Genomic DNA, 21986 nt, shown 5'->3' with positions numbered 1-21986 from the left:
GGGCGTGAGTTCGATGACACGTCCAATGCTTTAGGGATTGAGCCTCCGGCACAACCCGTCGAGCTGATCCAGGGTCTTGTACTTGATTCGCAATTCGCCGCCCTTGCCTTTGTGGTCGATGCTGACCGTAAGGCCGAGCACGTCCTGCAGGGCCTTTTCAAGGGCGCGGGTGTCCGGATCCTTCTCGCCCTTGGCGGCCTTGGCCGCCTTGACCTCCGCCTTCTCCGGATCGGCGTTGTCGTTCTGGGCGATCTCCTCGACCTGGCGCACGCTCAGGCCCTCGTCGAGAACCCGCTTGGCCACCTGCACCGGATCCTTCACGGACAGGAGCGCGCGGCCGTGGCCGGCGGTGAGCTTGCGCTCCATCAGGAGCTTGCGCACGCCGACGGGCAGATCGGCGAGACGCAGCATGTTGGCGATGTGGCTGCGGCTCTTGCCGATGATCTTCGACAGGTTCTCCTGCGTGTAGGAGAACTCGACCATGAGCCGGGAATAGCCTTCCGATTCCTCGATAGGGTTGAGGTCAGCGCGCTGGACGTTCTCCAGGATCGCATATTCGAGGGAGGTCTTGTCGTCGATCGTCACCACGACCACCGGCACCTTGTGCAGGCCGGCCTTCTGCGCCGCGCGCCAACGGCGCTCCCCGGCGACGATTTCGTACTCCTCTCTGTGGTTCGGGATCGTGCGCACGACGATGGGCTGGATGATGCCGCGGTCCTTGATCGATTGGGTCAGCTCCTGCAGGTCATCGTCGTCGAACACTTTGCGCGGATTGCGCGGGTTCGGGCGCAGGAGTTCCACCGGCACGTGGCGCGGGACGAAGCCCTTGCGCTCGACATTGCCCATCTCGTCCCCGACTTCGCCGATCAGGGCGGCCAGTCCCCGGCCCAGGCGCGACTTACCTTCTTCTGCCATTGTCTCTCTCAAATAGTTCAAGCCGCGCGCAGGGCGCGTTCACGCTGAATGACTTCCGAGGCCAAGCGGAGATAGGCCTGCGAGCCGGCGCATTTCAGATCGTAGAGCAGCACCGGCTTGCCGTGCGACGGCGCTTCCGACACACGGACATTGCGGGGGATCATGGTCTCGTAGACCTTGGACCCCATGAACTCGCGCACATCGGCCACAACCTGTCCCGACAGGTTATTGCGCGGGTCGAACATGGTCAGGACGACTCCATGGATGGAGAGATCCGGGTTGAGCGCCGACCGGACCTGTTCGACCGTCTTGAGCAACTGGCTGAGACCTTCCAGAGCAAAAAATTCGCATTGGAGGGGGACGAGAACCGCGTCAGCAGCCACCAAGGCATTGATGGTCAGAAGATTGAGCGATGGCGGGCAATCGATCAAAATATAGGTAAAAGGTTCGCTTACCTCGAAGGCCGAAAGGCTGGTAATGGCCGACCGGAGACGGTGCGAACGATTCCGCTCATGGGCGATCTCCAGCTCGACACCGAGAAGGTCGAGGGTCGAGGGCGCTACGGACAATCCGGGCACGACCGTCTCGGTGATGGCCTCGGCCAGCGACGATTCACCCGCAAGTACGTGATAGGTCGAAATCTGGCGGCTCTTGCGGTCGATGCCCAGGCCCGTCGAAGCGTTGCCCTGCGGGTCCAGGTCGATGATCAGCACCTTCTCGCCGATGGCCGCGAGCGCGGTGCCGAGGTTGATCGCCGTCGTGGTTTTGCCGACGCCCCCCTTCTGGTTGGCGAGCACGAGAACGCGCGGCTCCACGCCACGCGCGCCTGCTTCGGGTCCGTTGCGGTCGGTCATCATGAATGGCTCTCGATGGAGGTTATGCGCAGAATCCTGGCTTCGGAATCGGTCAGGCTCGGCAGGATCTCTGCCCCGAATGTCCACTTTTTCCGGGCCTCGGTCAATTCGGACTCGACATCGCGCCCCTTGGGAAAGAGGCCGATTGTCCCCGATTTCAACAAAGGTGCGGTCCAGTCCAGCAGCTGGTCGAGCGCTGCCAGGGCCCGGGCGGAGACCACGTCGGCCCGCCCCACGAAGTCCGGCATCACGGTTTCGAGCCGTGCCTCGCGCACGGTCGCTGTCGCATTGGTCAGCCGGACAATATGTCGGAGGAACGCGCATTTGCGCGAGTTGCTCTCGACGAGATGGACGCTGAGCCCTCTCTCCGCTCCCGCGATGGCGAGCACGAGACCGGGAAACCCGGCGCCGGACCCCAGGTCAAGCCATGTCTTGGCCTCCGGAGCGAGGTCGAGGAGCTGCAACGAATCGACGATATGGCGCTCCCAGATCTGGTTCAGTGTGGCGGGCCCGACCAGGTTCTTGATGGCCTGCCAGCGCCGGAGCTCCCGTTCGAGCAGCTCGAGCTTCTCGAATGTTTCACGTGAAACATTCAGATCGGAAGCGGTCACCCCACCGAGGTGCTTCATGACAGCACCTCGGCCTTACCCGGGACTCGCCCCGAACTTCTGCGCGCATGGGCGGCCAGCAGGGTCAACGCGGCCGGGGTAATGCCCTCGATCCGGGCGGCTTGGCCGAGTGTCTTGGGACGGACCAGATCGAGCTTGGCCTTGATCTCGTTCGACAGCCCGGGAAGTCCCTGGAAGTCGATGCTCTCCTCGAGCACAACCCCCTCGTCCCGCCGATAAGACGCGATATCCGCCTGCTGGCGATCGAGATAGACCGCATAAGTGGCGTCCGTCTGCAGCCGCTCGCGCACCGTCGGACCGACGCCTTTCAGCTCGGGCCAAACCCGCTCCAGGTCGGCCCAGGCGATGTTCGGATAGGACAGCAGCTGGTACGCGGACCGGCGGATGCCGTCCTGGTTCAGGTCGAGGCCCTGGCGCGAAGCCTCGCTGGGAGTGACGGTGAGCGCGTGCAGATGTCGGCGCGTCGCGCCGATCTCGTCCTGAGATCGCCGGAACTGGGCCGCGCGCTCGCGGCCGACGCAGCCGATCTCCAGCCCTTTGCCGGTCAAGCGCTCGTCCACATTATCAATGCGCAGGCTCAGGCGGTACTCGGAGCGCGACGTGAACATGCGGTAGGGCTCGCTCACCCCGCGGGTGATCAAATCATCGATCAGAACCCCGAGATACGACTCGGCCCGGTCGAACACAATGCCATCCTGGCCTCCAGCGCGACGCGCGGCGTTCAGGCCGGCCACCAGCCCCTGGGCGGCCGCCTCCTCATAGCCGGTCGTGCCGTTGATTTGGCCGGCGAGAAACAGGCCAGTCACCGCCTTGGTCTCGAGCGTAGCCGTGAGGTTGCGCGGATCGACGTAATCATACTCGATCGCATAGGCGGGCTGGAGCATCCGGACCTTCTCCAGACCCGGGATATGCTTCAGGAAGGCGAGCTGCACCTCCTCCGGCAGGGACGTGGAAATCCCGTTGGGATAGACGGTGCTGTCGTCCAGACCCTCCGGTTCCAGGAAGATCTGGTGACCGTCCCGGTCGCCGAAGCGGACCACCTTGTCTTCGATCGACGGGCAATAGCGCGGTCCCCTGCCCTGGATCTCGCCCGAATACATGGCTGAACGGTGCAGGTTGTCCCGGATCAGGCGGTGAACCTGTTCTGTCGTGCGGGTGATGCCGCATTCGATCTGCGGATTGGCGATCCGGGTGGTCAGCAGGGAAAAGGGTACCGGCTCGTCATCGGCCGCCTGCTTGTCGACGCCGGACCAATCGATCGTGCGGCCGTCGAGACGGGGCGGGGTGCCGGTCTTGAGGCGCCCGAGGCTGAAACCGAGCCGCGCAAGGGTCTTCGGCAGCCCCAGCGAAGGACGCTCTCCCATGCGGCCGGCCGGGATCTTCCTCTCGCCGATATGGATGAGGCCCGACAGGAAGGTGCCGGTAGTGATGACGACCGCCCCAGCGGCGAGCACCCTCCCGTCCGTGAGCCGCAAACCGGTGACACGGCCCGCCTCGACGACAAGATCGTCGGCTTCACCCTCCACGATCGAAAGATTGTCCGTCTGGCGGAGCTCAGACTGCATGGCACGGGCGTAAATTTTGCGGTCGGCCTGGGTCCGTGGCCCGCGCACGGCAGGACCCTTGCGACGGTTGAGCAGGCGAAACTGGATGCCGGCCCGGTCGGCGATGCGGCCCATGATCCCATCCAGGGCATCGATCTCGCGCACGAGATGCCCCTTGCCCAGGCCTCCGATGGCCGGGTTGCACGACATGGCGCCGATCGTCGTGAGCTTGTGCGTGACCAGGGCCGTCCGGGCGCCCATCCGGGCGGAGGCTGCGGCCGCTTCGGCTCCCGCGTGGCCGCCGCCGACGACGATCACATCGTACTGATCACCCATTCCCAATCTCCATGCGGTAAGGCAGCCCCCGGACGAGAGCCCGAGGTCCGCCCCGCTGCCACCATTCCTGCCGGACGCTCGACCGGGGCGGGGAGCGTCGCATTGCCATCTATTCGGATGCATCTGGCTCTAAGCCGCCGCGCGGCGAAGGTCAAAAGGGCAAAATGTTTCACGTGAAACATCTTGGACGCGGCCCCGGCTCTGCACGTCCGGTCCACAGGTTGTGCCCTGCCGATTCAGCATTGTTCCACTGATTCGTGAACCTGGAAAACGGGCCCGGGCTCCGGCTTATCGGCGTGCGTGGCTACAGACGATCACTTGCCGATGCAGAAGCTCGAGAACAGGCGATCGAGCATGTCCTCCACGTCGACCCGGCCGGTGATCTCGCCAATCGATCTAGCGGCGAGGCGCACCTCCTCGGCGGCGAGCTCAAGCGGGCCGGCCTCGGTCAGAAGGGCACGCGCACGTGCGAGCGCGTCATGAGCCCGGCCGAGGGCCCTGCGGTGGCGCTCCCGCGTAACGAGTGCATCGCCCTGCCCCATCAGGGCGCCGGCCTCCTGCTCGAGCCGCGTGATCAACGCGGGCAGGCCCTCGCCGGTCGCCGCCGCGACCATCAGGTCGCAGTCCGTCCGGGCCCCGGGCAGATCGGCCTTCGTGCCCACCCGCAGCAGGCGCCGGGCCCGGGGCGGTTCATCAGGCCGGTCGCCCGGCGGCACGAGCCAGAGCACGAGATCCGCATCCTGAGCCCGTGCACGGGCGCGGCTGACGCCCTCCTGCTCGATGAGATCGCGGCTCTCTCTCAGGCCCGCCGTGTCGACGATGACCACCGGGAGACCGGCGAGATCGCAGTGAACCTCGATCAGATCGCGCGTGGTGCCGGCAATCGGCGACACGATCGCCACATCCCGGCGCGCCAGGGCATTGAGCAGGGTCGACTTTCCGGCATTCGGCGGACCTGCCAAAACGACGGTCAGGCCCTCGCGCAGACGCTCGCCGCCCCGATCGGCCACCGCCTGGCCGATCTCGTCCTGCACCCGGTCGATCATCCGGAGAATGTCCGCTTCGAGATCCTCGGGGACGTCGCCCTCATCGGAAAAATCCAGGTTCGCTTCGAGGAGGGCGAGGACCTGCAGGACAGTCTCGCGCCAGCTCTCCGCCGCATTCCCGAGGTGACCCCCAAGCTGGCGCATGGCCTGCCGCCGCTGGGCCTCGGTCTCGGCGTCGATGATGTCCGCCAGCCCTTCGACCTGAGCCAGGTCCATCCGCCCATTGAGGAAGGCCCGGCGGGTGAACTCGCCGGCCTCGGCGGGGCGGCAACGGTCCAGGGACCCGAGGGCCCGGAGCACCGCGGCCCGGGTCGCCAGGCCGCCATGAATATGGAGCTCCACCTGGTCCTCGCCGGTGAAGCTCCCAGGCCCCGGCATCCACAGGACCAGGGCCTGATCGAGGGGTTCGCCACCTGCCGGATCCTGCAGAATCCGCACCACGGCACGGCGCGGCGCCGGCAGCCCTCCCGCCATCCGCTCAAGGACCGTGCCGCTCTCCGGCCCGCTGATCCGGATCAGGCAGACGGCAGCGCGGCCGTGGCCCGAGGCGATGGCGAAGATGGTGTTGTCCGAACGCATGAGGGTGAACCCTGTGAGACCGAAGAGGCGTTATGGTTGATGACGTCTTAAGACCGCGAGCGGCGGCCGGGATCCGTCCCGGCCCGTCGGGCCTGACTCGGGAGCAGGACCCATGAACCGCCTGACGAAGGCCAGTTCCCCCTATCTTCTGCAGCACAGAGACAATCCTGTCCATTGGTGGGAATGGGGGCCCGACGCTCTGGCCGAGGCCCGCCGTCGCGACCGGCCGATCCTGATCTCCATCGGCTACGCCGCCTGCCACTGGTGCCATGTGATGGCCCACGAGAGCTTCGAGGACCCGGGCGTGGCCGCGGTCATGAACGAGCACTTCGTCAACATCAAGGTCGACCGCGAGGAGCGCCCGGACGTGGACCATGTCTCTATGAGCGCCCTCCACCTGCTCGGGGAACCCGGCGGCTGGCCTCTCACCATGTTCCTGACGCCCGACGGCGAGCCGTTCTGGGGTGGCACCTATTTCCCCAAGGAGCCGCGCTTCGGGCGGCCGGGTTTCGTGGCCGTGCTGCGGGAGGTGAGCCGCCTGTATCATTCGGAACCCGAGCGCATCCTCAAGAATCGGGACGCGATCAAACAACACCTCGCACGGGTCGAGCGGAGCGGCGGAACCCTCGGCGTCGCCGATCTCGACCGCTTGGGCTCACGGCTCACCGGGCCGATCGACACGGAGAACGGCGGTCTGCAGGGCGCGCCGCAGTTTCCCAACCCGCCGATTCTCGAGTTCCTCGCCCGCTATGCCGGCCGCACCGGGGATGACGAGGCGAAGAGAGGCTTCCTCCTGACCCTGGAGCGGATGGCCCTCGGCGGGATTCACGACCATATCGGCGGCGGCTTCGCCCGCTACTCCGTCGACGAGCGCTGGCTCGTGCCGCATTTCGAGAAGATGCTCTACGACAATGCGCAACTCCTGGAACTCTACGCCCTGGCCTTCGCCGAGACCGGCCGGGCCGTCTTCCAGGATGCCGCCGCCGGCATCGTCACTTGGGCCGACCGTGGAGGAGCGGCTGGCCCTCATGCGGGCGAAGCTCCTGGAGCGCCGCACCGGGCGGTTGCGGCCGGGCCTCGACGACAAGGTGCTGGCGGACTGGAACGGGCTGATGATCGCGGCCCTCGCGCACGCCGCGCCCCTGCTCGACCGGCCGGACTGGATCGGCCTCGCGGCGCGGGCCTATCGGTTCATCCGCCATGCGATGAGCCGCGACGGACGGCTCGGCCATTCCTGGCGTGGCGGCGCGTTGGTCTTCCCGGGCTTCGCCCTCGACCAGGCCGCCATGATGCGGGCCGCGCTCGCGCTTTACGAGGCCACCGGCGAGCCCGCCTATCTCCGGGATGTGGAAACCTGGCGCGATGGGCTGTTCGCCGACTACATGGTCGCGGCAACCGGCAGCCTCGCCATGACGGCCCGGGGGGCGGATCCTCTCGTCGTCCGTCCCCAACCCACCCATGACGATGCCGTACCCAATGCCAACGGGGTTTTCGCCGAGGCCATGGTCCGGCTGGCGCAGATCACGGAGACGCCCGACGACCTGGAGCGGGCGTCCGGCGTGCTGGACCGGATCGTCGGCATGGCCGGTTCGGTGCCCCTCGGTCATGCATCGATCCTCAACGCCCTCGACCTGCACCTGAGGGGCCTGAGCATCCTCGTGACGGGTCCTGACGCCGACGCCCTGTTCGATGCAGCGCTCAAGGTGCCCTACCCCGACCGCACCGTCCGCCGGCTGCGCGCGGACGAGGTCCTGGACGAGCACCATCCCGCCCGGGCGCTGGCCGCCTCGGGGCCCGGCGCCCGAGCCCTCGTCTGCGCGGGAATGCGCTGCTCGCTTCCGGTCGCGGATGCGGACGGGCTGAGGGCCACCGTGGCGGAGATGCTGGCCCCGGAGCGGAGCCGCGGTGTGACGGGCAGAGCATAGTCGGGCGGCCTCCCCCTCCCCCCGTCGTGGCCGCGCTTGTCGCGGTGTTCCCGCTTCTGAGAGGCCGGCGCTTCTCCGATCGGAATGGCGGGAACAGGCTTGGCCATGGCAGCGTGGGTCCGAGCGGGCCATCCTCTCCCACGTCATCACCGGCCCTGTGCCGGTGATCCCAATTGTCTGAAACGCCGAGCTTCATCGCATCGGGCTGGCCGGGACAAGCCCGGCCATGACGTGGCGGGGACGGCTTGCCCCGTTCATGCGCCCATCCCGCCCGGAGGCGTCCACCCTCAGCAATCCGGCTCCCGCTCGGGCTTGTCCCGTTTCAGATGGGTCAGCGGCAGGGCCGCGTCGGATTTCACTCGGGTCAGGGCGAAGTTCGACCGGATGTCGCCGATCATCGGCAGGACCAGGAGCTTGTCGGTCAGAAGCCTTTCATAGGCCTTGAGGTTGGTCACCACGATCTCGACCATGAAGTCGGCCGTGCCGGACACCATGTGGCAGGCCACGACTTCCGGAATCGAGGCCAGGGCCTGCTGAAGCGCCTGAGCATTGTCGCGGGAATGCTTCTCGACCTTGATCTCGACGAAGACCGTGAGCCCGAGACCGACCGAATCCCGATCGAGCACGGCCCGATAGGTGCGGATGAAGCCGTCGCGCTCCAGCCGCCGCACCCGGCGCAGGCAGGGCGAGGGTGAGAGTCCGACCTGATCGGCCAGTTCCTGGTTGGTCAGCCGACCGTCGGACTGAAGGGCGTTCAGGATTCGCAGATCGATGGCGTCGAGCTCGATAAAAGGCATGGCGGCGACAAACCCGATTTCACGCAATCTTCTGCCAAGAAGGCACAATCAGCAAGCCGAACTTCGCAAGGACATGCCCCGCTCTGACAGCTTATGCTTCGGACACTGGAGGTTCCCATGTCCGACTTCGCCGGCTTCCCGCCTCGAACCCATCGTCACCTGATCGGGTGGCTCGCTGCCTTCGCCACAGTGACGATCTGGGCCGTCTGGGCGGTCGCCACCCGCCACGCGGTCACCCACGACCTGCCGCCGGCCGCAATCGGACTCCTGCGGTTCGGGGTTCCCGCCCTCCTGCTCCTCCCGATCAGCGCGCGCATTGGCCTGCTCCCGAAAGGCCTCGGCGTCGTCAAAGGCCTCGGGCTCCTCGGCTCCGGCGCTCCGTTCTTTCTGATCGTGGCGCTCGGCATGCGATATGCCCCGGCGGCGGAAATCGGTCCGCTCCTGCCCGGCACCATGCCGCTCTTCGTGGCCCTGATCGGCTGGCTCGTGTTCGGCGAGCGGCCCGGCCGAACCCGCGTCGCGGGTTTCGTCCTCATCCTGGTCGGCGCCCTTTGCATCGCCGGCCATGGCGTGCTGCTGGCCGGCAACGGCACCTGGCGCGGTCACATCCTGCTCCTCGCCGGCGCCGGCCTGTGGGGGATCTACACCCATGCCTATCGCCGCAGCGGCCTGTCGGCCCTCCAGGCGGCATCGCTCATCGGCCTGTGGTCGTTTCTCATCCTCCTGCCCTTCGGGGCTCCGGCCCCGGTCCAGGCGCTCGGTGACGGCCGGGCCGGACCCGTGGTGGCGCAGGCGGTCGTGCAGGGCTTTGCCTCGGGCGTTGCCGGGATCGTTCTCTACGGCGTCGCCGTCGACCGGCTCGGCGCCTCGCGGGCGGCCGCCGTCTCGCCCCTGTCGATCGTGCTCGCGGCCCTGCTGGCGGTTCCGATCCTGGGGGAGATCCCGGACAGGTCCGCTCTCAGCGGGATAATTCTGGTGACGTTCGGCGTTGTCCTGGCAAGCGGCGTCTTCGGTCCTGCCCGGACCGGGTGAGGCGAACGCCGTCACGGTGCATGGGAGCGGCGATGTTCCTTTTCTTCTCGAACCGGCTGGCCTACGCAGGCTCGCTTTTGATCTCTGCAATAATGGGAGTGTTCTGAGAGCAAGTGCAAACCGGGCCATAAAAAACCCCACCCTCTCGGCCGAGAGGATGGGGCTGACGATCGGAAGCGGGTGATTCGCCTCAGGTATTCATCGAGTCGAAGAATTCCTGGTTCGACTTGGTCTGGCGCAGCTTGTCGAGCAGGAACTCGATGGCGTCGACCGTGCCCATCGGGTTGAGGATGCGCCGCAGCACGTACATCTTCTTGAGCGTGTCGCTCGGCACCAGCAGTTCCTCCTTGCGGGTACCCGAGCGCGTGATGTCGATGGCCGGGAAGGTGCGCTTGTCGGCCACCTTGCGGTCCAGAATGATTTCAGAGTTGCCGGTACCCTTGAACTCTTCGAAGATCACCTCGTCCATGCGCGAACCGGTGTCGATCAGCGCGGTCGCGATGATGGTGAGCGAACCGCCCTCCTCGATGTTGCGCGCCGCGCCGAAGAAGCGCTTCGGGCGCTGCAGGGCGTTGGCGTCGACACCGCCGGTGAGCACCTTGCCGGAGGACGGCACCACGGTGTTGTAGGCGCGGCCCAGGCGGGTGATCGAGTCGAGCAGGATGACCACGTCGCGGCCGTGCTCCACCAGACGCTTGGCCTTCTCGATCACCATCTCGGCCACCTGCACGTGGCGGGTCGCCGGCTCGTCGAAGGTGGAGGCCACGACCTCGCCCTTCACGGAGCGTTGCATGTCGGTCACCTCCTCCGGGCGCTCGTCGATGAGCAGCACGATGAGGTAGCACTCGGGATGGTTGGTGGTGATCGACTGGGCCACGTTCTGCATCAGCACCGTCTTGCCGGTGCGCGGCGGCGCCACGATGAGCGCGCGCTGGCCCTTGCCGATGGGCGACACGATGTCGATGATGCGCGGCGAGAAATCCTTGCGGGTCGGATCGGCGATCTCGAGATTGAAGCGCTCATGCGGGAAGAGCGGCGTCAGGTTGTCGAAATGAACCTTGTGCCGGATCTTCTCCGGATCCTCGAAATTGATGGTATTGACCTTGAGCAGCGCAAAATAGCGCTCGCCCTCCTTCGGGCCGCGGATCGGCCCGTCGACCGTGTCGCCGGTGCGCAGTCCGAACTTCCGGATCTGCGAGGGCGAGACATAGATGTCGTCGGGGCCGGGGAGGTAATTCGAATCGGCCGAGCGCAGGAAGCCGAAGCCGTCTTGGAGCACCTCGACGACGCCCGCGCCGATGATCTCCACCTCGCGCGCCGCCAGCTGCTTGAGGATGGCGAACATGAGCTCCTGCTTGCGCATGGTGCTCGCGTTCTCGACCTCGAGCTCCTCGGCGAAGGCGATGAGTTCGGTGGGCGTCTTGGATTTCAGGTCTTGAAGTTTGATTTCCCTCATCGGGGAACACTCTCGGGGTAAAGTCGCGGTCAGATGGGGCTGTACGCGGGGGAGATCGGGGAAACGTTCGACAGGGCCGCTCAGTTCACGGGAGTGACTTGAGAGAGCCCTGAGGGCCCCGTGCAGCGCACCTGTCTTTGAGGAAGAGACCTCTTATTTAGCCTCTTTCCGCTCAAGTCTCAAGAGGGTTTGACAACACGGCCGTGCGAGCGCCGTCCGGGAGGGGACGATCTGCCTTCCGCGTCATCCCCGGCCATGACGAGGCGGAGCCCGACTCGACGTCAGAACGGCTTCACGATCACCAGGATCACGATGCCGATCATGAGCACCGTCGGCACCTCGTTGATCATCCGGTAGAATTTCGCCGGACGGGTGTTCCGGTCGGCGGCGAAATCCTTCACGGTGCGCGACAGGAACCCGTGCACGCCGGACAGGACGAGCACCAGGAGCACCTTCGCGTGCAGCCAGCCGGACGTGATCCAGCCGCCCTGCCAGACGAGGATCAGGCCGAGGATCCAGGCGAGGCCCATGGCCGGGTTGATGATCGCCTTGAGCAGGCGCCGCTCCATGATCTTGAAGGTCTCGGACTGGATCGAGCCCTTGGGCGCGTCGCAGTGATAGACGAACAGGCGCGGCAGATAGAGCATGCCGGCCATCCAGGCGATGATGGCGATCACGTGGGCCGCCTTGATCCACAGATACAGCATGTCAGGCCCCCCGCACGCGGGCGATCATCTGCGCCACGTGGTCGATCGGGGTCTCCGGCAGGATGCCGTGCCCGAGATTGAAGATGTGCGGGCGCCCGCGCACCGCGCTCAGGATGTGGTCGACCCCCCGGGTCAGGGCCTCGCCGCCGGCGATCAGCGCCAGGGGATCGAGATTGCCCTGAGTCGCAACCCTGTCCGGCAGGGTCGGCAGGAGCAGGGCCGGATCGAGCGTCCAGTCGAGCGCCAGCGCGTCGCCGATGCCGGCAGCCGCGAAGCGATGAAGGTTGGCCCCGCCCCCCCGGACGAAGACGATCGCCTTCGCGTGCGGTCGCGCGCTTTTCAGGCCCTCCACCATCCGGCGGATCGGGTTCAGGGACAGCCGGTCGAACAGGGCGGGCGGCAGGGCGGAGCCGAAGCTCTCGAAGATCTGGACCGCTTCCGCGCCCGCATCGATCTGGCGGACGAGATAGGCCGTGGAGGCGCGGACCAGACGGTCGATCAGGGCATCCATGAAAGCCGGATCGCGATAGGCCGTGAGCCGGGCCGGCGCCTGGTCGGGGGTGCCCTTGCCGGCGATCATGTAGCTCGCCACCGTCCAGGGCGCTCCGCAGAAGCCGAGAAGGGTCGTCTCCCGGGGAAGGCTCTTGCTGAGGCGGTCCAGGGTCTCGAAGACCGGGTCCAGCCGCTCCAGGGGCAATTCGTCGGCGAGCCTGGAGAAATCCGCCTGCGAGGTGACCGGATCGAGCTTGGGTCCCTCGTTCTCGACGAAGCGCACGTCCTGGCCCAGGGCATGGGGGATGACCAGGATGTCGGAGAAGAGGATCGAGGCGTCGAAGCCGAAGCGGCGGATCGGCTGAAGCGTCACCTCCTCGGCCAGCCTGGGCGTGTAGCAGAGATCGAGGAAGGAGCCGGCCTCGCTTCGGGTCTGCCTGTATTCCGGCAGATAGCGACCGGCCTGGCGCATGATCCAGATCGGCAGAGGCCAGACCGGCTCGCCGTTCAGCACGCGCAGGATCGCTTTGGTGGGACGCTCGCTCACAGGCCCTCTCTTAAAAGATAATCTTTGAATCTAAGAATCTGATGTTTCTCTTGGGCCGTGAATCGCAAAGCCGCAACCCCGTCCACAGACGGTCCACACGGGCTCGGCCGTTAACGGGTCATTAACGGATGGGGCGGGCCGGCCACAATCCTTTCCGATTTGTTAAACCTTAACAGCCCGTTAACGAAGCTTAACCAAACCTGAATCGAAAACTTGGGGGTGATTCGTGCCGGATTCTCCCAATTCGACGCCGGATGAGTCGCGGAATGACGAGCCCTGTTGATGGCTTCGCCTGAATCCCACAGGCCTCCTGGCTGGACCTGCGCACCGGGGCGTTTTATCCACACTGATCGACTCCTGTTCCTGGAGGGACTCCGCCGTGGGACGCAGCTATTTCCATCTTCATCTCGTCTCGGACTCGACCGGCGAAACCCTCATCACGGTGGCCCGCGCGGTGGTCGCGCAATACGAGGGCGTGGCCGCCATCGAGCATGTCTATCCGCTCGTGCGCTCGAACACCCAGCTCGAGCGGGTGATCAGCGAGATCGAGACCGCGCCCGGCATCGTGCTCTACACCCTGGTCGAGCAGGATCTCGCCCATCGGCTCGAGGAGGTCTGCCGTGCCACGGGCTCGCCGCATCTCTCCGTCCTCGAGCCCGTCCATGCCCTGCTCTCCTCCTATCTCGGCACCCACTCGACGGCCCGCCCCGGCGCGCAGCACATGCTGAACGCGGAATATTTCAAGCGCATCGACGCCATGAACTTCACGTTGCTCCACGACGACGGGCATCTGCCGCACGATCTCGACGAGGCGGACGTGATCCTGGTCGGCGTGAGCCGCACCTCGAAGACGCCGACCGCCATCTATCTGGCCAATCGCGGCCTGAAGACAGCGAACATTCCCCTTGTGCCCGGCGTGCCGCCGCCGGCCGTCCTGGAGACGGCCCGGAAGGCCCTGATCGTCGGGCTCGTGGCGACGCCGGAGCGCATCGTGCAGATCCGGCAGAACCGGCTCCTCAGCCTCAACGCCGATGACGACACGTCCTATGTGGACCGGGACGCGGTCGCCGAGGAACTCGCGGCGTCGCGGCGGCTTTTCGCCCGCAACGGCTGGCCGGTCATCGACGTGACCCGGCGCTCCATCGAGGAGACGGCGGCGGCGATCATCGATCTCTACCGCGACCATCGTCTGCGCTTCATTGCGGAATAAGCCCATGCCGGCGCTCTGGACCCCAGCCGACAAGCTCCTCCTCGCCTCCATGAGTGCGACGCGGCTCGCCCTGCTCGTGAGCGCAGGCCTGACGGTCGAAACTCAGGATTCCGCCATCGACGAGCGGGCCGTCGAGGCGGCGGCCGCCCATGAGGAACTCGATCCTCCGGCGCTCGCCATCCGTCTCGCTGAGGAAAAGGCGCTCGCCGTCAGCCGCCGCCATCCGGACCGGGTGGTGGTCGGAGCCGACCAGGTGCTCGCCTGCGAGGGCCGGGTGTTCCACAAGCCGGCGGATCGCCCGGCTGCCCAAGCCCAACTGACGGAGCTGTCCGGGCGACGGCATGCGCTCCATTCCGCGGGCGTCCTCGCGATCGGCGGCCAGGTCGTCGAGCGCCTTTTCGACAGCGCCCATCTGACCATGCGGCCCCTGACCGCGAACGCCATCGACCTCTATCTCGACCTCGCCGGGCCGGACGTGCTCAAGAGCGTCGGGGTTTACCAGCTCGAAGGATTCGGGGTTCATCTCTTCGAGGCGGTCGAGGGGGACCATTCGACCATCCTGGGGCTCCCTCTCCTGCCGCTTCTCGCCGCCCTGCGCCGCCTCGGCTGCCTCGCCCTTTAAGGATCCTGTTTCATGACGAAGGCTTTCGTCGTCGGCCATCCGATCAAGCATTCCCGCTCGCCCCTGATCCATGGCTATTGGCTGAAGCGGTACGGGCTCGAGGGCTCCTACGAGCGCATCGACGTGGCGCCTGTGAGTTTCGGGGATTTCCTGAAGGACTTTCCGTCCCGGGGCTTTGCCGGCGGCAACGTCACCATCCCGCATAAGGAGATGGCTTTTCTGAGCGTCGAGCGCCGCACCGCGCAGGCGCAACGCGTGGGCGCCGTGAACACCGTCTGGATCGGCGACGGGGTGCTCTGGGGCGACAACACGGACGTCACCGGCTTCATGGCCCATCTCGACGCGAGCCTGGGGACAGGCTGGGAACAGGATGTGGAAACCGCTCTCGTGCTCGGGGCCGGCGGAGCCGCGCGGGCCGTGGTGGCCGGCCTCCAGGAGAGGCCCTTGAAGCGCATCTTCGTGGCGAACCGCACCCCGTCCAAGGCCGAGGACCTGGTGGGCGCCCTCAGGCCCGGGAGCCCGGTCGGGCTTGAGACCGCGGCCTGGGAAGCGCTGCCGCGGGTGATCCCCCATGCCCGGCTCATCGTCAACACCACGTCGCTGGGCATGGCCGGCCAGCCGCCGCTCGCCCTCGATCTCGCCGCGGCGCCGCGCGACGCCGCCGTGGCCGACATCGTCTATGTTCCGCTCGCGACCCCGCTCCTCGCGGCCGCTTCCGCCCGGGGTCTGAGAACGGTCGACGGACTCGGCATGCTCCTGCACCAGGCCGTGCCCGGCTTCCGGCGCTGGTTCGGCGTGACCCCCGAGGTGACGCCGGAGCTGCGGACCCTGATCCTCGCCGACATCGAGGGCCAGCGATGACCTTCGTGCTCGGCCTCACCGGCTCCATCGGGATGGGGAAATCGGCCACGGCCGATCTCTTCCGCCGGCTCGGCGTGCCGGTTCACGACGCGGACGCCGCCGTGCACAGGCTCTACCGCGGCCGCGCCGTGCCGCTGATCGACCGGGCCTTTCCCGGCACCGTGACCGACGGCGTGGTCGACCGGGCAAGGCTCGGCGCGGCCGTCCTCGACAGTCCCGAGCGCATGAGTCGGCTCGAGGCCATCGTGCATCCGCTGGTGCGGGACGAGGAGGAGGCCTTCCTCGGGCGGCTCCCGGCCCGGTCGCCGCTCGCCGTGCTGGACATTCCGCTCCTGTTCGAGACCGGCGGCGAGACGCGCTGCGACGCCGTTCTCGTGGTCACGGCGCCTGCGTCGGTTCAGCGCGCCCGCGTGCTCGCCCGGCCCGGCATGACGGATGAGAAATTTCGTGCCATCCTGGACCGGCAGATGAAGGACGGGGACAAGCGGGCGCGGGCCCATTTCCTGGTCGATACCAGCCGCGGCTTCGCCTCCGCCGAGGCGCAGGTGCGGTCGGTTCTCGCCTGTCTCGCCGGCCGCCCGGGCCGGCACCGTCCTTTCGAGTCAGAGTGAACCAGCCATGTTGCGTGAAATCGTTCTCGATACCGAAACCACCGGCACCAGTCATGCGAACGGCGACCGGGTGATCGAAATCGGCTGCGTCGAGCTTCTCAACCACATCCCCACGGGCAAGAGCTACCACGTCTACATCAACCCGGAATGCCCGGTCTCGCCCGGTGCCTTCGCGGTCCACGGGCTCTCCGACGAGTTCCTCAAGGACAAGCCGGTCTTCGCCGCCGTGGCCGACGAGTTCGCGGAGTTCGTCCGGGATGCCCGCTTGGTCATTCACAACGCTGCCTTCGACATCGGCTTCCTCAATGCGGAATTCGCCCGGACCGGTCACCCGCAATTTACCCTGTCCGACGTGGTCGACACGCTCTCGATGGCCCGGCGCAAGCACCCGGGCGCGGCAAACAACCTGGACGCGCTCTGTTCCCGCTACGGGATCGACAATTCCCGGCGCACCAAGCACGGGGCGCTCCTCGACGCCGAGATCCTGGCCGAGGTCTATATCGAGCTGATCGGCGGCAAACAGGTGGGCTTCGACCTGTCCCTGCAGCCCGCCGCCCGGGCCGGTGCGGCCCGCCCAGGAACCGCCGCCGCCCGCGATGCGCGTCCGCGCACCCTGATCTCGCGCCTGACCGAGGCCGAACGCGCCGCCCACGAGGCCTTCATCCAGTCGCTCGGGCCCAGCGCCCTCTGGCGCGAGTATCTCGGGGAAACGACCCCCGAGGCGTCCTCCTGATCCCAGACCGGGCTCGACCCTCCTCGTCATGGCCGGCCTTGTGCCGGCCACGACGAAGGCGGTGAAGAATCGGCCGATCTATGACGTGGTCCGCGGCACGAAAAAGGCGAGGCGGTCGCCCGCCTCGCCCGATCCGAACGGGTGGAACGCGACTGCCTACGACAGCGTCTGGCCACCGTTCTGTTGGCCCTGCATCTCGGCGGCGCGCTGCCGGTAGAGGGCGACGAAATCGATCGGGTCGATATAGAGGGGCGGGAAGCCGCCGTTGCGCACTGCGTCGGCCACCATCTGGCGGGCGAACGGGAAGAGAAGGCGCGGGCATTCGATCATCACAACCGGGTGCAGCTGCTCCTGCGGGATGTTCTGGATCCGGAACACGCCCGAATAGGTGAGCTCGAACGCGAACAGCACGTCCTTGCCGCCGATCTTGGCATCGCCCTCAAGGGTGAGGTCGACCTCGAAATCGGCCTCGGCGAGCTGCTTGGCGTTGACGTTGACCTGCAGGTTGATCTGCGGGCCTTCCGACTGCTGCTGCAGGGAGCGGGGGGCGTTGGGATTCTCGAAGGAAAAGTCCTTGCAGTACTGCGCAAGGGCGTTGAGCGCGGGCGCTCCGTTGTTTGCCGGGTTCTCGGCCATGGGTTCATGCTCCCTGAAGGGGTGTCTTGTCGGGCCCGGACGGAACACGTCGTCGGGCAAAGCGCCGGCTCGCTTCGGGCCATGGGTCTTCGCGCTATCAGCTTCTCCTGCACGAAGCAAGATTTCAGCCGACTCATTTGCTTGTCGGGGCCGGAGGTGGATGTTACGACCTCAAGACCCCATATGCGAAGGATGACACCTTCGCCTCCTCGACACAACGCCCGGCGACAACCGGGCGCGGGCAGGCTCATAACGGATCGACGATGCAGGATTCCTTCGACATCACGACCCTCATTTTCATTGTACTCGCCGTTTTCGTGATCTGGCGTCTGCGCTCCGTCCTGGGGCAGAAGACCGGCAACGAGCAGCCCCCCTTCGACCCGATGTCGCGCCGGGATGCGCCCCTTCGTCCCGGCAATGCGCCGGCCGAGCCCGATCACAATGTGGTGCGCCTGCCCGGCGCCAACGGAGCCCGTCCCGCCGCCGAGGTTCCGTCCGCCGAGCGCTGGAAGGGCATTGCCGAGCCCGGCTCGATCACCGCCCAGGCGCTGGACGGCATTGCCCGCACCGAGCCGAATTTCGACGCGGCCCAGTTCCTGGAAGGGGCCAAGTCCGCCTATGAGATGATCGTCACAGCTTTCGCGCAGGGCGACCGCCGGACCCTCAAGGATCTCCTCTCCCGCGACGTCTACGAGGGCTTCGAGCGGGCCATCACCGAGCGCGAGCGCCGGGGCGAGACGGTCGAGACCACCTTTGTGTCCATCGACAAGGCCGAGATGGCCGGAGCCGAGCTTCAGGGCAAGACGGCCCAGATCGTGGTCCGCTTCCTGTCCAAGCTGATCACCGCCACGCGCGATGCCTCGGGCAACGTGGTCGACGGGAGCCCCGAGACCGTGGCCGACGTCACCGACGTGTGGACCTTCGCCCGCACGCTGGGCAGCCGCGACCCCAACTGGCAGCTCGTGGCCACCGAAGCGGGGCAATGACCGATGCCGGGCGCGCCCTCCTCGCCTGTTCCCTCGTCTGGACGCTGACTATGTCCGCCAGAGCGGCGTCGGCGCTGCAGGACCAGGCGCGCCTGGAGCCCCTGCCCTTCGCGGCGCTGGCCGGCTGGGACACGGACGATCACGGGGCCGCCTACCGGACCTTCCTTCGCTCCTGCCGCGCCCTTGATGCAGGCGCCGATGCCCTGCGCCCGGCCCAGGCGCCGCAGAACGACCTGCTGTTCGTCTGCCGCGCCGCCCTGAGGAACCCGGTGCCGTCGCAGGCCGAGGCGCGACGGTTCTTCGAGACCCATTTCGAGCCCGTGGCCGTCACGCCCCGTTCCGGCGGCGGCTTCCTCACCGGCTACTACGAGCCGGAATTCGAGGGCTCGCGCACGCCCGACGCCACCTACCGGGTGCCCCTGCTCGACCGGCCGGCAGATCTCGTCACCATTCCCCAAGGGGAAACCCTGCCGGGTCTCGAGAAGGACCTCCAGGCCGCGAGGCGCACGAAGCACGGCTACGAGCCCTATCCGGACCGCGCCGCCATCGAGGCGGGCGCCCTGGGCGCCCACGCGAGGCCCATCGTGTATCTGCGCGAGCCGGGCGAGGCCTTCATCATCCATGTCCAGGGCTCCGCCCGCATCCGCCTCCCCGACGGATCCGTGATGCGCGTCGCCTATGCGGGGCGCAACGGCCGGCCCTACACGTCCATTGGTCGCCTGCTGGTGCAGCGGGGCGAGATGGACCTGGAAACCATGACGCTCGACAGGCTCATGGGTTGGCTGAAGGACCATCCGGAGCCCGCCGGGGCTCTGATGCGGCAGAACCAATCCTACATCTTCTTCCGAGAGGCGAGGGAGCTTGCGCCCGAGGACGGACCGATCGGCGGGGCCGGCACCCCGCTCGTGCCCGGCCGCAGCCTCGCGGTCGACCGGTCGCTCTGGGCCTATGGCCTGCCCGTCTGGCTCGACGGAGAACTGCCGCTCGCCCTCGACAGGACCGAACCCCTGCGGCGGCTGATGATCGCCCAGGATACGGGCTCCGCCATCGTCGGCCCGGCGCGGGGCGACTTCTTCTTCGGCAGCGGCGCGGAGGCGGGGCGCCGTGCCGGCCTCCTGCGCCACCCCGTGCGCTTCGTGGTCCTGCAGCCCAAACCCCGTTCATGACCAAGAAAAGCCGCACCCGCCAGCTCAGCCCCGAGGAGAAGCGGCTCTGGTCGCATGTGGCCCGACACGTGAAGCCCATGGCGGGCAAGCGCCTGCCGCCCGAGCCCGAGCCGGAGGACAGGACCGCCACGGCCCCTGCCCGGCCGATCGCCGCTCCCGCGCCTGTCCTGGCCCCGCTTCCGTCCCTGAAGCCGGCCCTGCCGCCGCTCGCCCCGGTGGAGCGCCGGACGCTCCAGGCCCTGCGGCGCGGCCGCAGGGACGTGGACAGCGTCATCGACCTGCACGGGATGCGCCAGGAAGAGGCTCATTTCGCCCTTCTGCGCTTTCTCCATCGGGCGCAGGGTTCCGGCCATGGCCTCGTGCTCGTGATCACCGGCAAAGGGGGCGCTGCCGTCGGTTCAAGTCTCGTCGAGGAACGGGGCGTGCTGCGGCGCATGGTGCCGCACTGGCTGCGCCTGCCCGATCTTCGCGCGCTCGTGATCGGCTTCGAGGAGGCCTCTCCCCAGCACGGCGGATCCGGTGCACTCTATGTCAGGCTCCGCCGCCGGCGGGGCGCGGGATAGACGGATGACCCCCTTCGGCGAACGGGTGCGGCAGCTGCGCCGGGAGCGCGGGCGGATGTTGAAGGACATGGCCGCCCATCTCGGCGTGTCGAGCGCCTATCTCTCGGCCCTCGAGCGCGGCGAGCGCGGCAAGCCCACCTGGGCGCTCATCCAGGGAGTCCTGCAGTATTTCCACATTATCTGGGACGAGGCCGACGAGCTGACGCGCCTCGCCGACCTGTCCGACCCCCGGGTGAGGATCGACACGGCTGGGGGCGACCCGCGGGCCACCCTGCTCGCCAACCGCCTCGCCCGCGAGATCCGCTCCCTCTCGGAGTCCGAGCTCGAGGAAATGCTGGCGGTCCTCGATCGGGCCCAGACCCGGGAGCGGCGCGTTCCGGTGCCGATCCAGGCGGTCCAGGACAGGAGCTGAACCAATCCGCCACGGCGTCGTCGGGACGAACCTGGCGACGACGGTCACCGGATGCGTCCCGCTCCAAACGATCGGGATGGCCGGCACAGGCCGGGCCATGGCAGGAAGGCAGTGCATCGCCACGGAGCGCATCAACGGGTTCTCGCAACGATGCGCCGTCTTGACCTCCCCCGCCCCGGATGCGAAAGCGCCCCGTCCTTTCTCAATTCCGGTGGCCCATGTCCCAGACCCGCATCGACGTCCTCACCCTCGGCAACGCCATCGTTGATGTGCTCGCCCACACGGACGAAGCCTTCCTCCTCCAGAAGAAGGTCCACAAGGGCGCCATGCAGCTGATCGACGAGGCCCGGGCCGAGGAGCTCTACGGCGAGATGGGACCGGCCGTCATCGTGTCGGGCGGTTCCGGGGCCAACACGGCGGCGGGCGTCGCCTCCTTCGGAGTCAAGGCCGGCTTCATCGGCAAGGTGAAGAACGACGAGACGGGCCGGCTCTTCGCCCACGACCTCAGGGCCATCGACGTCCATTACGACGTCGCCCCGGCCCAGGACGGCCCGGCCACGGCCCGCAGCTTCATCCTGGTGACGCCGGACGGCGAGCGCACCATGAACACCTATCTCGGCGCCTGCCAGAACCTCACGCCCGACGACGTGAATCCCGACACGGTGCGGGCCTCGTCGATCGTCTATCTCGAGGGCTATCTCTGGGACCCGCCGGCCGCGAAGGAAGCCTTCCGCAAGGCGGTCCGGATCGCCCACGAGGCCGGCAACAAGGTGGCCCTCACCCTCTCCGACGCCTTCTGCGTCGACCGCTACCGCGACGAGTTTCTAGGGTTGATGCGCGACGGCAGCCTCGACATCCTGTTCGCCAACATCCACGAGCTGCAGAGCCTCTACGGCACGTCCGATGCGGATACCGCGCTCGCCGCCCTGCGCGAGGAGAACGTGCTCGGCGCGATCACCCGCTCGGAGGACGGCGCCCTCATCGTCAGCCGCGGCGAGACCCGGGCCGTTCCCGCCTTCCCGGTGGAGCGCGTGGTCGACACCACGGGCGCCGGCGACCTCTTCGCCTCGGGTTTTCTGGCCGGTCTCGTGAAGAACCTCGACCTCGTCGACTGCGCCCGGCTCGGCGGTCTCGCGGCCGCCGAGATCATCAGCCATCTCGGCGCCCGCCCGCAGGCGAACCTGCGCGAGCTCGCCGAGCAGGAAGGGCTGCTGTCCTAAGAACCGCCCGCCCGTCACGTCTGGCCTCGTCCGGCCCTGTCGCTTCCCCTCATGCCACCCTCCCGGGGGGGGGGGGGGGGGGGGGGGGGGGGCGAGAGGCGGGGGGG

At 67.4% G+C, this 21986-nt stretch carries 21 protein-coding genes and 1 pseudogene; 12 read left to right on the top strand and 10 right to left on the bottom strand.

Annotated features, from left to right (window positions below):
- Positions 1-30: 30 nt before the first annotated feature.
- The 5 genes from NF876_RS26465 to mnmE all read right to left on the bottom strand — a co-directional run bounded on the left by NF876_RS26465 (position 31) and on the right by mnmE (position 5903).
- Positions 31-915, bottom strand: a complete 885-nt coding sequence (locus tag NF876_RS26465) for a ParB/RepB/Spo0J family partition protein (protein ID WP_262271351.1) — start codon at positions 913-915, stop codon at positions 31-33.
- Between the two features lie 17 nt (positions 916-932).
- Positions 933-1772 carry a ParA family protein gene (locus tag NF876_RS26460; RefSeq protein ID WP_262271350.1) on the bottom strand — a complete coding sequence of 280 codons (840 nt, stop codon included), beginning with the start codon at positions 1770-1772 and terminating at the stop codon, positions 933-935.
- A complete protein-coding gene (gene rsmG / locus NF876_RS26455) occupies positions 1769-2398 on the bottom strand; it encodes a 16S rRNA (guanine(527)-N(7))-methyltransferase RsmG (RefSeq protein ID WP_262271349.1) in 630 nt (209 codons plus the stop codon). Before rsmG ends, NF876_RS26460 begins: the two co-directional genes overlap by 4 nt.
- Entirely contained in the window at positions 2395-4278 is a 1884-nt protein-coding gene (gene mnmG, locus NF876_RS26450; protein ID WP_262271348.1) for a tRNA uridine-5-carboxymethylaminomethyl(34) synthesis enzyme MnmG, read from the bottom strand. The genes rsmG and mnmG overlap by 4 nt, the downstream gene beginning before the upstream one ends.
- 314 nt (positions 4279-4592) lie before the next feature.
- Complete coding sequence (mnmE, locus tag NF876_RS26445) at positions 4593-5903, bottom strand: tRNA uridine-5-carboxymethylaminomethyl(34) synthesis GTPase MnmE (RefSeq protein ID WP_262271347.1); 1311 nt, start codon at positions 5901-5903, stop codon at positions 4593-4595.
- Between the two features lie 112 nt (positions 5904-6015).
- On the opposite strand from mnmE, the pseudogene NF876_RS43855 reads away from it, so the two are divergent.
- Positions 6016-7828 (top strand): annotated as a pseudogene (locus NF876_RS43855) (thioredoxin domain-containing protein).
- A gap of 287 nt (positions 7829-8115) precedes the next feature.
- On the opposite strand, the gene NF876_RS26435 reads toward NF876_RS43855, so the two are convergent.
- A complete protein-coding gene (locus NF876_RS26435; protein WP_262271346.1) occupies positions 8116-8625 on the bottom strand; it encodes an Lrp/AsnC family transcriptional regulator in 510 nt (169 codons plus the stop codon).
- A gap of 117 nt (positions 8626-8742) precedes the next feature.
- On the opposite strand from NF876_RS26435, the gene NF876_RS26430 reads away from it, so the two are divergent.
- Positions 8743-9657, top strand: a complete 915-nt coding sequence (locus NF876_RS26430; protein WP_262271345.1) for a DMT family transporter — start codon at positions 8743-8745, stop codon at positions 9655-9657.
- Positions 9658-9847: 190 nt separating this feature from the next.
- On the opposite strand, the gene rho is transcribed toward NF876_RS26430, so the two are convergent.
- From rho to hemE, 3 genes are all read right to left on the bottom strand, one after another.
- On the bottom strand, positions 9848-11113 hold the full coding sequence (rho, locus tag NF876_RS26425; RefSeq protein WP_173948728.1) for a transcription termination factor Rho: 1266 nt from the start codon (positions 11111-11113) through the stop codon (positions 9848-9850).
- Between the two features lie 281 nt (positions 11114-11394).
- Positions 11395-11820: a protoporphyrinogen oxidase HemJ gene (gene hemJ, locus NF876_RS26420; protein WP_262271344.1), complete on the bottom strand. Its 426-nt coding sequence runs from the start codon at positions 11818-11820 to the stop codon at positions 11395-11397.
- Between the two features lies 1 nt (position 11821).
- A complete protein-coding gene (gene hemE / locus NF876_RS26415; RefSeq protein WP_262271343.1) occupies positions 11822-12859 on the bottom strand; it encodes a uroporphyrinogen decarboxylase in 1038 nt (345 codons plus the stop codon).
- A gap of 379 nt (positions 12860-13238) precedes the next feature.
- On the opposite strand from hemE, the gene NF876_RS26410 reads away from it, so the two are divergent.
- From NF876_RS26410 to dnaQ, 5 genes are read left to right on the top strand one after another with little or no spacing between them, the layout of a single operon-like run.
- Positions 13239-14069: a pyruvate, water dikinase regulatory protein gene (locus NF876_RS26410; protein ID WP_173948731.1), complete on the top strand. Its 831-nt coding sequence runs from the start codon at positions 13239-13241 to the stop codon at positions 14067-14069.
- Positions 14070-14073: 4 nt separating this feature from the next.
- Positions 14074-14691 carry a Maf family protein gene (locus tag NF876_RS26405; RefSeq protein ID WP_262271342.1) on the top strand — a complete coding sequence of 206 codons (618 nt, stop codon included), beginning with the start codon at positions 14074-14076 and terminating at the stop codon, positions 14689-14691.
- A gap of 12 nt (positions 14692-14703) precedes the next feature.
- The gene (locus NF876_RS26400; RefSeq protein WP_262271341.1) at positions 14704-15552 is read left to right on the top strand and encodes a shikimate dehydrogenase; all 849 of its coding nucleotides are present in this window, start codon (positions 14704-14706) and stop codon (positions 15550-15552) included.
- A complete protein-coding gene (coaE, locus tag NF876_RS26395) occupies positions 15549-16163 on the top strand; it encodes a dephospho-CoA kinase (protein ID WP_262271340.1) in 615 nt (204 codons plus the stop codon). The genes NF876_RS26400 and coaE overlap by 4 nt, the downstream gene beginning before the upstream one ends.
- A 7-nt stretch (positions 16164-16170) precedes the next feature.
- Positions 16171-16896 carry a DNA polymerase III subunit epsilon gene (gene dnaQ / locus NF876_RS26390; RefSeq protein WP_262271339.1) on the top strand — a complete coding sequence of 242 codons (726 nt, stop codon included), beginning with the start codon at positions 16171-16173 and terminating at the stop codon, positions 16894-16896.
- A gap of 156 nt (positions 16897-17052) precedes the next feature.
- Here the strand turns inward: dnaQ and secB are convergent, their stop codons facing one another.
- On the bottom strand, positions 17053-17532 hold the full coding sequence (gene secB / locus NF876_RS26385; protein WP_262271338.1) for a protein-export chaperone SecB: 480 nt from the start codon (positions 17530-17532) through the stop codon (positions 17053-17055).
- 263 nt (positions 17533-17795) lie between these two features.
- Here secB and NF876_RS26380 point away from each other — a divergent pair, with 263 nt between their 5' ends.
- The 5 genes from NF876_RS26380 (at position 17796) to NF876_RS26360 (ending at position 21879) form a co-directional block, all read left to right on the top strand.
- Positions 17796-18518 (top strand): Tim44/TimA family putative adaptor protein, encoded by a 723-nt coding sequence (locus NF876_RS26380; protein WP_262271337.1) that lies wholly within the window; start codon positions 17796-17798, stop codon positions 18516-18518.
- On the top strand, positions 18515-19684 hold the full coding sequence (gene mltA / locus NF876_RS26375) for a murein transglycosylase A (RefSeq protein ID WP_262271336.1): 1170 nt from the start codon (positions 18515-18517) through the stop codon (positions 19682-19684). The genes NF876_RS26380 and mltA overlap by 4 nt, the downstream gene beginning before the upstream one ends.
- Positions 19681-20247 (top strand): Smr/MutS family protein, encoded by a 567-nt coding sequence (locus NF876_RS26370; RefSeq protein WP_262271335.1) that lies wholly within the window; start codon positions 19681-19683, stop codon positions 20245-20247. The genes mltA and NF876_RS26370 overlap by 4 nt, the downstream gene beginning before the upstream one ends.
- 4 nt (positions 20248-20251) lie before the next feature.
- Positions 20252-20659: a helix-turn-helix domain-containing protein gene (locus NF876_RS26365; protein ID WP_262271334.1), complete on the top strand. Its 408-nt coding sequence runs from the start codon at positions 20252-20254 to the stop codon at positions 20657-20659.
- A gap of 218 nt (positions 20660-20877) precedes the next feature.
- Positions 20878-21879, top strand: a complete 1002-nt coding sequence (locus tag NF876_RS26360) for an adenosine kinase (RefSeq protein WP_262271333.1) — start codon at positions 20878-20880, stop codon at positions 21877-21879.
- Positions 21880-21986 lie beyond the last annotated feature (107 nt).

It is taken from the genome of Microvirga yunnanensis (assembly GCF_025460875.1).
Note: the sequence above shows the minus strand (reverse complement) of the source record. Positions and strands in the feature narration are given on the sequence as shown.